The sequence below is a fragment of the Paraburkholderia sp. RL18-085-BIA-A genome, assembly GCF_046027075.1.
Classification (GTDB): domain Bacteria; phylum Pseudomonadota; class Gammaproteobacteria; order Burkholderiales; family Burkholderiaceae; genus Paraburkholderia.
Genome location: NZ_JARESU010000103.1, coordinates 23,373 through 30,601, shown reverse-complemented (window position 1 = coordinate 30,601; position 7,229 = coordinate 23,373). Strand labels below are relative to the sequence as shown.

At 64.9% G+C, this 7,229-nt stretch carries 4 protein-coding genes and 1 pseudogene; 4 read left to right on the top strand and 1 reads right to left on the bottom strand.

The features are described from left to right. Window positions 1-430: 430 nt before the first annotated feature. Window positions 431-1,148: pseudogene (locus P0D89_RS54700) on the top strand (GGDEF domain-containing protein); the annotation flags it as partial. Window positions 1,149-1,688: 540 nt separating this feature from the next. Beyond that, window positions 1,689-2,996, top strand: a complete 1,308-nt coding sequence (locus P0D89_RS38805) for a solute carrier family 23 protein (protein ID WP_408354571.1) — start codon at window positions 1,689-1,691, stop codon at window positions 2,994-2,996. Window positions 2,997-3,108: 112 nt separating this feature from the next. Here the strand turns inward: P0D89_RS38805 and P0D89_RS38800 are convergent, their stop codons facing one another. Further along, window positions 3,109-4,764, bottom strand: coding sequence for a Na+/H+ antiporter (locus P0D89_RS38800; RefSeq protein ID WP_408354568.1), 1,656 nt, complete (start codon window positions 4,762-4,764; stop codon window positions 3,109-3,111). Window positions 4,765-5,158: 394 nt separating this feature from the next. Here P0D89_RS38800 and P0D89_RS38795 point away from each other — a divergent pair, with 394 nt between their 5' ends. Next, window positions 5,159-6,436 (top strand): sensor domain-containing phosphodiesterase, encoded by a 1,278-nt coding sequence (locus tag P0D89_RS38795; RefSeq protein ID WP_408354565.1) that lies wholly within the window; start codon window positions 5,159-5,161, stop codon window positions 6,434-6,436. A 34-nt stretch (window positions 6,437-6,470) separates the two neighbouring features. Continuing rightward, complete coding sequence (locus P0D89_RS38790) at window positions 6,471-7,187, top strand: copper homeostasis protein CutC (protein WP_408354562.1); 717 nt, start codon at window positions 6,471-6,473, stop codon at window positions 7,185-7,187. The last annotated feature ends 42 nt before the right edge of the window (window positions 7,188-7,229 follow it).

Sequence of the window (7,229 nt, the reverse complement as noted above, 5' to 3'; positions counted from 1 at the left end):
ACCAATGGAATCGGCTAACGGCACGGTAAAGGTCGAGTGCGTGTATGACTTAAGGCGCTTCGGGTATTTCTCTCAATACCTTGCACACGATGTCCGACGAGAATGAAAATATTGCGAGTTTTTGGTGTATTTGGGCTGTGATGAAAATCCGCGCGCGGCATCCGGCCGCGTCGGTGCGCGACGTGCATCTCGACTTCACGCGCGTCATCTAGCGCATGCCCGAACCAACAGCAATGGTGACGCGCCGACCGCAAATCGCGATTGCAATCAGCATCGTGCTGGCCAGCGCGATACTCGCGATCGCCGTGTGGCTGCTGGCGCAAATGCACGACGACGCGTTGCGGGCGCGCTCAGGACTCCGTGTTCACCGTGTCGCTGCTGAACGAGCGCGACGTGTGTAGCGCAATCTGGAGATCTATGATCCGTCGCTGCGCTCCGTCATATCGACATGTATCCGTTGATCCGCGACGTCGCGCTGTCCACGCGCGATATCCACGCGCAATGGCGGCATCGCGCGTGGATCATCGGCTCGCTGATCGCCGGGCTCGACGTGACGATCGTCGCGCTTGCGATTCTATTCGCGCAGCAACTGTGTCATCGCCGCGCGGCCGAGGACGAGCTGCGCGAACTGGTGCGCACCGACGAGCTGACCGGCTTGAACAATCGCCGTGCCTTCGAGGAAGTCGTGCAAGAAGAATGGGGCCGCGCACAGCGTATCGCGACGCCGTTGTCGACATTGCGCGGGCGACGACGCACTGGTCGCCGTGGCGCGCTGCATTGCGCGCAACGCGCGGCGGCCTGGCGATACGACGGCACGCTACGGCGGTGAAAAGTTCGCGGTGCTGCTGCCGGCTACGGACGAAGCCGGCGCAATGCGTATTGCCGAGCAGATTCGCGCGACGGTTCAGGCGCTGCGGCGCGGCCATGTTGCGAGTTCGCATCATGTGCTGACGGTGAGCATCGGCGTCGCCACCGCGCGTGGCAAGGTGCTGGCGACGAGCCGCGTGCTGGTCGATGCGGCGGATGAAACGCTTTACGATGCCAAGGACGCGGGGCGTAACCGCGTGCAGTGCTATCGCTCGACGGTAAGCTCCGCGGCGTTCGATGGGCGAGCGACTCCTGATACCGAGGCGCGAAACGCGACCTGATGGTTGATTGACTGCGACGGGGTGCGGCGCTCAGCGCGTGGAGTGCCGCATGCGCTCGCGACGGAGCCACAAACGCACGGACAAAAAAAAGCTCACGCCGAGGCGTGAGCGTAAATAGGAGAGTTATAACAACATCGCATGCGCTTATTAGGGCTGCGCAGTAAAGTCAGTTTAAGGGCCGTCCACAAGAAAAAGTATCTGACGAATCTGAAGCGCTGGTTTGCCACAAGAACTCGCGTGCCGCACGATTGCCTGGCGCCAGGCACAACGCAATCGCGTTGCGACGCCGATCGAACGGCCCCGCCCGCAAGCCATCCGGTCGCAGCAAAAAGCCGGCACCGGCCACCCGTCGCCGCGAATCGCAACGAGCCCGGTATTCGCGATGCCTTCGCATCTCGTCACCACCCGCTGCCACACACGCTTTTCGCCGTGCTTGCCAGGCCCAATCCCACTCCGTACACTCGCGCGTAATTCCCGGGCCGCGCCTTTTTGCACGCACCGTCCGGCAACCATCACGCCGAACAGAGGAGAACCCCCGCCGTGGCCGATTCCTATTTCCCCCGCTGGTGCCGCCAGCCTGCCGCCGCCGAGGGCAGCATCGTCGGCACCGACGAGCGCCTCGCGTGGCCCCAGATGTTCGCGATGGGCATCCAGCACGTCGTCGCGATGTTCGGTTCGACCGTGCTCGCGCCGCTGCTGATGGGCTTCGATCCGAACCTGTGCATCTTCATGTCCGGTATCGGCACGCTGTTGTTCTTCGTGCTGGTGGGCGGCCGCGTGCCGAGCTATCTGGGGTCGAGCTTCGCGTTCATCGGTCTCGTGATCGCGGTGACGGGGTATGGCGGTCAAGGTCCGAATCCGAACATTCCGGTGGCGTTGGGCGGGATCATCGCGTGCGGCGTGGTGTACGCGATCATCGGGCTGATCGTGTCGGCGGTCGGCACCCGCTGGATCGAGACGCTGATGCCGCCGGTGGTGACGGGCGCGATCGTCTGCGTGATCGGCCTGAACCTCGCGCCGATAGCGGTGCACGGCGTGAGCGGCAGCAACTTCGATTCGTGGATGGCGCTCGTGACGGTGCTGTGCGTGGGCGCGGTCGCGGTGTTTGCGCGCGGCATGCTGCAGCGTCTGCTGATTCTGATCGGCTTGCTGATCGCGTACGTGATCTACGCGATCGTCACGAACGGTCTCGGCATGGGCAAGCCGATCGACTTCTCGATCGTCGCGAACGCCGCGTGGTTCGGCATGCCGCACTTCACGGCGCCGGCGTTCGACCCGCACGCGATGGCCCTGCTCGCGCCGATCGCCGTGATCCTGGTCGCGGAAAATCTCGGCCACATCAAGGCGGTGAGCGCGATGACCGGCCAGAACCTCGACCGTTATGTCGGCCGCGCGTTTCTCGGCGACGGCCTCGCGACGATCGTCTCCGGTTTCGCGGGCGGCACCGGCGTGACCACTTACGCTGAGAACATCGGCGTGATGGCCGTGACCAAAATCTACTCGACGCTGGTGTTCGTGATCGCCGCTGTGATCGCGCTGGTGCTGGGCTTCTCGCCGAAGTTCGGCGCGGTGATCCAGACCATTCCGGGGCCGGTGCTGGGCGGTGTGTCGATTGTCGTGTTCGGGCTGATCGCGGTGACCGGCGCGCGCATCTGGGTAGTCAACAAAGTGGACTTCTCCGACAACCGGAATCTGATCGTCGCCGCTGTGACCCTCGTGCTCGGCGCGGGCGATTTTTCGTTGAAGCTCGGCGGCTTTGGCCTTGGTGGGATCGGCACCGCGACGTTCGGCGCGATCATTCTGTACGCGTTGCTGCGCAGGAAGCCGGCGCAGGGGCCGGTGGCCTGATTCGGTTTGCTGAGTGGCGGTAAGCGGGCGGTCAGCACCAGTTCGTCCGCAGGGTCGGCTTCTTCTCCTGTTTCGTGATCGAGAAAAAGCCGCCGCTACCGCAAACAAAGCTCTATTTTTTCCGCGCGGTCAGCGCCGTCTCCGACAAATCCACTTCGCGCATCAGCTTGTTCAAGGTCTCGTCGTTGATCTCCTGACTGGCGCGCAGCGCGAGCAGCGCCTTGCGCTCGGCACGCATCGCCGCCAGTTTCATCCTGAACTCCAATGCATCGGCGCGGCGCGCCATTTCGCGCGGCTCCTGCTCTTCATCGAGCGTCGCGAGCCGACGTCGATACAGGTCCATCACCCGCGCAGTGACATCCGCTGCATACGCCGACTCCGATTCATCCAGATCCGCGCACTCTTTATCGTGCATGCGGTCGACCGCGCGAATCGCGGCCTGCGCGGCCATCGTGCGCGCGAGCGCTTCCTCGACCGCATGCGGGTCACTGCCGCGCCGCCAGCCGCGCAGCAACACCGGCAACGCGCCGATCGCCACCAGCAGCGAGAGCAGGATCACGCCCGAGGCGATGAAAATAGCCAGATCGCGGCCCGGCAGCGGCGCGCCATCCGGCAACAATTCCGGCAGCGACAACGCGCCCGCCAACGTTACCGCGCCGCGCACGCCGGCCACTGTCGTCACCGTGACCATGCGCAAGCCAGGCACCGCGTTCGCCATGCCGTGCTTCGCCGCGCCGCGACTCGCGAACCAGCGCAGTAGCCAGACCCACGCGAAGCGCATCGCGTACAGCGCGGCCGCCACCGCGGCGATGTAGCCGATCAGCAGCCCGACCTGCGCGTTGCTGGTTTCGTGCGCGTCGAGCAGCGCGCGGCCGAGAATGTGCGGAAACTGCAGCCCCAGCAGAATGAACACCATGCCGTTGAAGACGAACTCGATCATCGTCCACGTGCTGTTGCCGCGCACGCGCGACGCCACCGATCCCGCGTTCGCCACGCTCGCGTAGTTCATCATCATGCCGGCCGAGACCGCCGCCAGAATGCCGGACAACTCGAAGCGCTCGGCGGTCAGATAAGCGGCGAACGGAATCAGCAGCGTCATCACGACGCCGGGCGCGGGATCGCCGCCTTCGTTGAGATTCAGAAAGTGCACCGACACAAAGCTGAACAGCGCGCTGACCGCCGCGCCCACCGCGAGGCCGCCCACGGCGATCACCACGAAACTGATCGACGCGTCGCGCAGCGAGAACACGCCGGTGAGCACCGCGGCGATCGCGAACTTCAGCGCGACCAGACCGGACGCGTCGTTCATCAGGGCTTCGCCTTCGAGGATATGCATCAGACCGCCAGGAATCTTGTCCTTGCCGACGATGCCGGAGAGCGCCACCGCATCGGTCGGCGACAATACCGCGGCCAGCGCGAATGCGACCGGCAGCGAGATGGCCGGCACCAGCGTATGCACGAAGTAGCCGACCGCCAGCACCGTCATGAACACGAGGCCGAGCGCGAGCATCAGGATCGCGCGGCGCGCCATGAAGAACTCGCGTTTGGGAATGCGCCAGCCATCCGCGAACAGCAGCGGCGGAATGAACAGCACCATGAAAATTTCCGGATTGAATGTGACGTGCAAGCCGAGTTTCGGCCACGCGAGCAGCGCGCCGATCGCGATCTGCACGAGCGGCAGCGGCAAATTGAAGGGCAGCGTGCGCTTCAGGACGCCGGATGCCGCGACGGCGAGCAGGAGAATCAATACGGTGAAGACTATTTCCATCGGTCTATGCGTGGGGATATAACGGGGTTTCCTCGGAGATTGACGACCATCTCGCCGCGTGGCGTTCACGAGGCGCAAGGCCAAAGTGTAGCCCGGAGACGCCTTGCGCTATTGCCAGCCCGGCAGGACGGCGGCGCATACGGCGATACACGCGGCACCGAACCTGACGCCCGGCCCACCTCCCACCACGCACCTCAACGGTGCGTGTTACGCCCCCGCACGGCGCATCGGCTCATCTGCCGGTGCAGTCTTTAGGACAAATTTCATGCGAATGTGCGGCAGCGTGCGCATGGAGCTTGCTTAAGCAGTAGCAATAACGCACATTTTAGAAATGGCGCCGAGGTTTGTTCGCTCCCGCGTCCGAACCGGGCCGGCTCTCGTGTGAGAGGATTGCATGACGATTGCGCAACAGGATAGAGCGGCCAGCGCGCCGCATGGCTTCGACGTCGAGGTGACGTCGGGGCTTCAACGTTTTTCAGTGCAGCATGGCGAGTTGACGCTGACCAGCGTGTTCCAGCCGATTTTCAGCCTGTCGCATATGCGTGCGGTCGGCTACGAGGGGCTCTTGCGCGCGCACGACGCGCTCGATCGCGCCGTGTCGCCGCTCGACGTATTCGGCGAGGCCGCGCGTCTGGGCGACGTGCTGCACGTGGATCGTCTCGCGCAGACGCTGCATCTGGAAAACTTCAAGGTGCTCGGCGCCGAGCGCGAGTGGCTGTTTCTGAACATTCACCCCGGTGCGCTCACCGATCCGTACCATGCCGCCGCGTTGCTGGCCAATCTGCGCCGGCTCGATCTGCCGCCGCGGCGCATCGTGCTCGAAGTGCTCGAACAGCGCGCCGAAGACCTCGAGCGTCTCGCCGATGGGGTGCGCCAGTTCCGCGAGCGCGGCTTCCTGATCGCACTCGACGATTTCGGCGCGGGCCACTCGAACGTCGAGCGCATCTGGCAGTTGAATCCCGACATCGTGAAGCTTGACCGCATCATGCTGTCGCACGCCGCGCATCGCGCCGACATGGCGACGATTCTGCCGGGACTGGTCGCGCTGCTGCACGAAGCGGGCAAGCTGGTGCTCATCGAAGGCGTGGAAACGGAGCATGAAGCGCAGATGGCGCTCGCCTGCAACGCGGACTTCGTGCAGGGCTTTTTCTTTGGCCGGCCGAACCCGGGCGCGGTCGACGCGGCGCACGCGGTGGCGTGCATCGACGAACTCACCGAGCGGTATCGCGATCAGACCGAAGCGCGCGAGCGCCGCAACGCGAGCCGTCTCGCGCCGTACCTGCGGGCCTTCGAGCGCGCCGCCGAGCGGCTTGCCGCAGGCGAGCCGCTCGACGAAGTGTGCTGGAACTTCCTTGCGCTCGATCACGCCGCGCGCTGCTTCCTGCTCGACGCGAAGGGCAAGCAGGCGGGCCGCAACGTGGTGCTGCGCGCCGATCGCGCGGCGCATGAGACGCGCTTCCTGCCGCTCGCCGACGCGCAAGGGGCGAACTGGCTGCGCCGCCCGTACTTCCGCGAGGCGATCAACGCGCCGGCGCGCGTGCATGTGACGCGTCCGTATCTGTCGATCAACGAGGCATTGCCGTGCGTGACGCTGTCGGTGGCGACGCGCGTCGGCGAGCAGACCTGCGTGTTGTGCGGCGACATCGATTGGGTGGACGAAGAGCGGTTCTGAGATGATGTCGTTTTAACGACATCCGTCTGCGCTCATGTCCATCCTGCTCGAAGTGATTGCCACGACCGTCGCCGATGCGCGCACCGCCGCGCAATCGGGCGCCGACCGTATCGAACTCGTTACCGCGATGGGCGAGGGCGGGCTGACGCCGAGCGTCGGTTTGGTCGAAGCGGTGGTGGCGGCTGTCCGGATTCCGGTGAACGTGATCGTGCGGCCGCATAGCCGCTCGTTCGTGTATGACGCCGACGACTACGCGGTGATGCTGCGCGACGTGCGCGCGGTCAAAGCGGCGGGCGTGAACGGCATCGTGATCGGCATGTTGAACGCCGATGGCACGATCGACCGCGACGGGCTCGCGTGCGCGATCGATGCGGCCGATGGTCTGGCGATCACCTTCCATCGTGCGTTCGACGAAACGCGCGATCTGCGCGAAGCGCTCGACGTGCTACTCGGTTTCGACGCGGTGACGAACGTGCTGACGTCGGGCGGAGAGCCGTCGGTGCTGCACGCGGAAGTGGCGATTCGCGAACTGGTGCAACAGGCGGGCGGCTCGCATTGCACGGTGCTGGCCGGTGCGGGTTTGACGGTCGATGCGGTAGCCGGCTTCGTCAGCAGAACGGCAGTCGAGGCGGTGCATTTCGGTTCGGGCGTGCGGGTGGACGGCAAAGGACTTGCGCCCGTGGATGCGGAAAAGGTCGCGCAAGTCAGGGCATTGCTGAATGCGAACCCGAGCGCCATGCCGCGCGGCTAACGTCAGCATGGCTGACACCGCATACCCGGATCAGCCGATAAA

What these genes read in the sequence shown, in the direction of transcription:
- P0D89_RS38800 (WP_408354568.1), bottom strand. Translation starts at nt 4,764, where the DNA reads ATGGAAATAGTCTTCACCGTATTGATTCTCCTGCTCGCCGTCGCGGCA.
- P0D89_RS38795 (WP_408354565.1), top strand. Translation starts at nt 5,159, where the DNA reads ATGACGATTGCGCAACAGGATAGAGCGGCCAGCGCGCCGCATGGCTTC.
- P0D89_RS38790 (WP_408354562.1), top strand. Translation starts at nt 6,471, where the DNA reads ATGTCCATCCTGCTCGAAGTGATTGCCACGACCGTCGCCGATGCGCGC.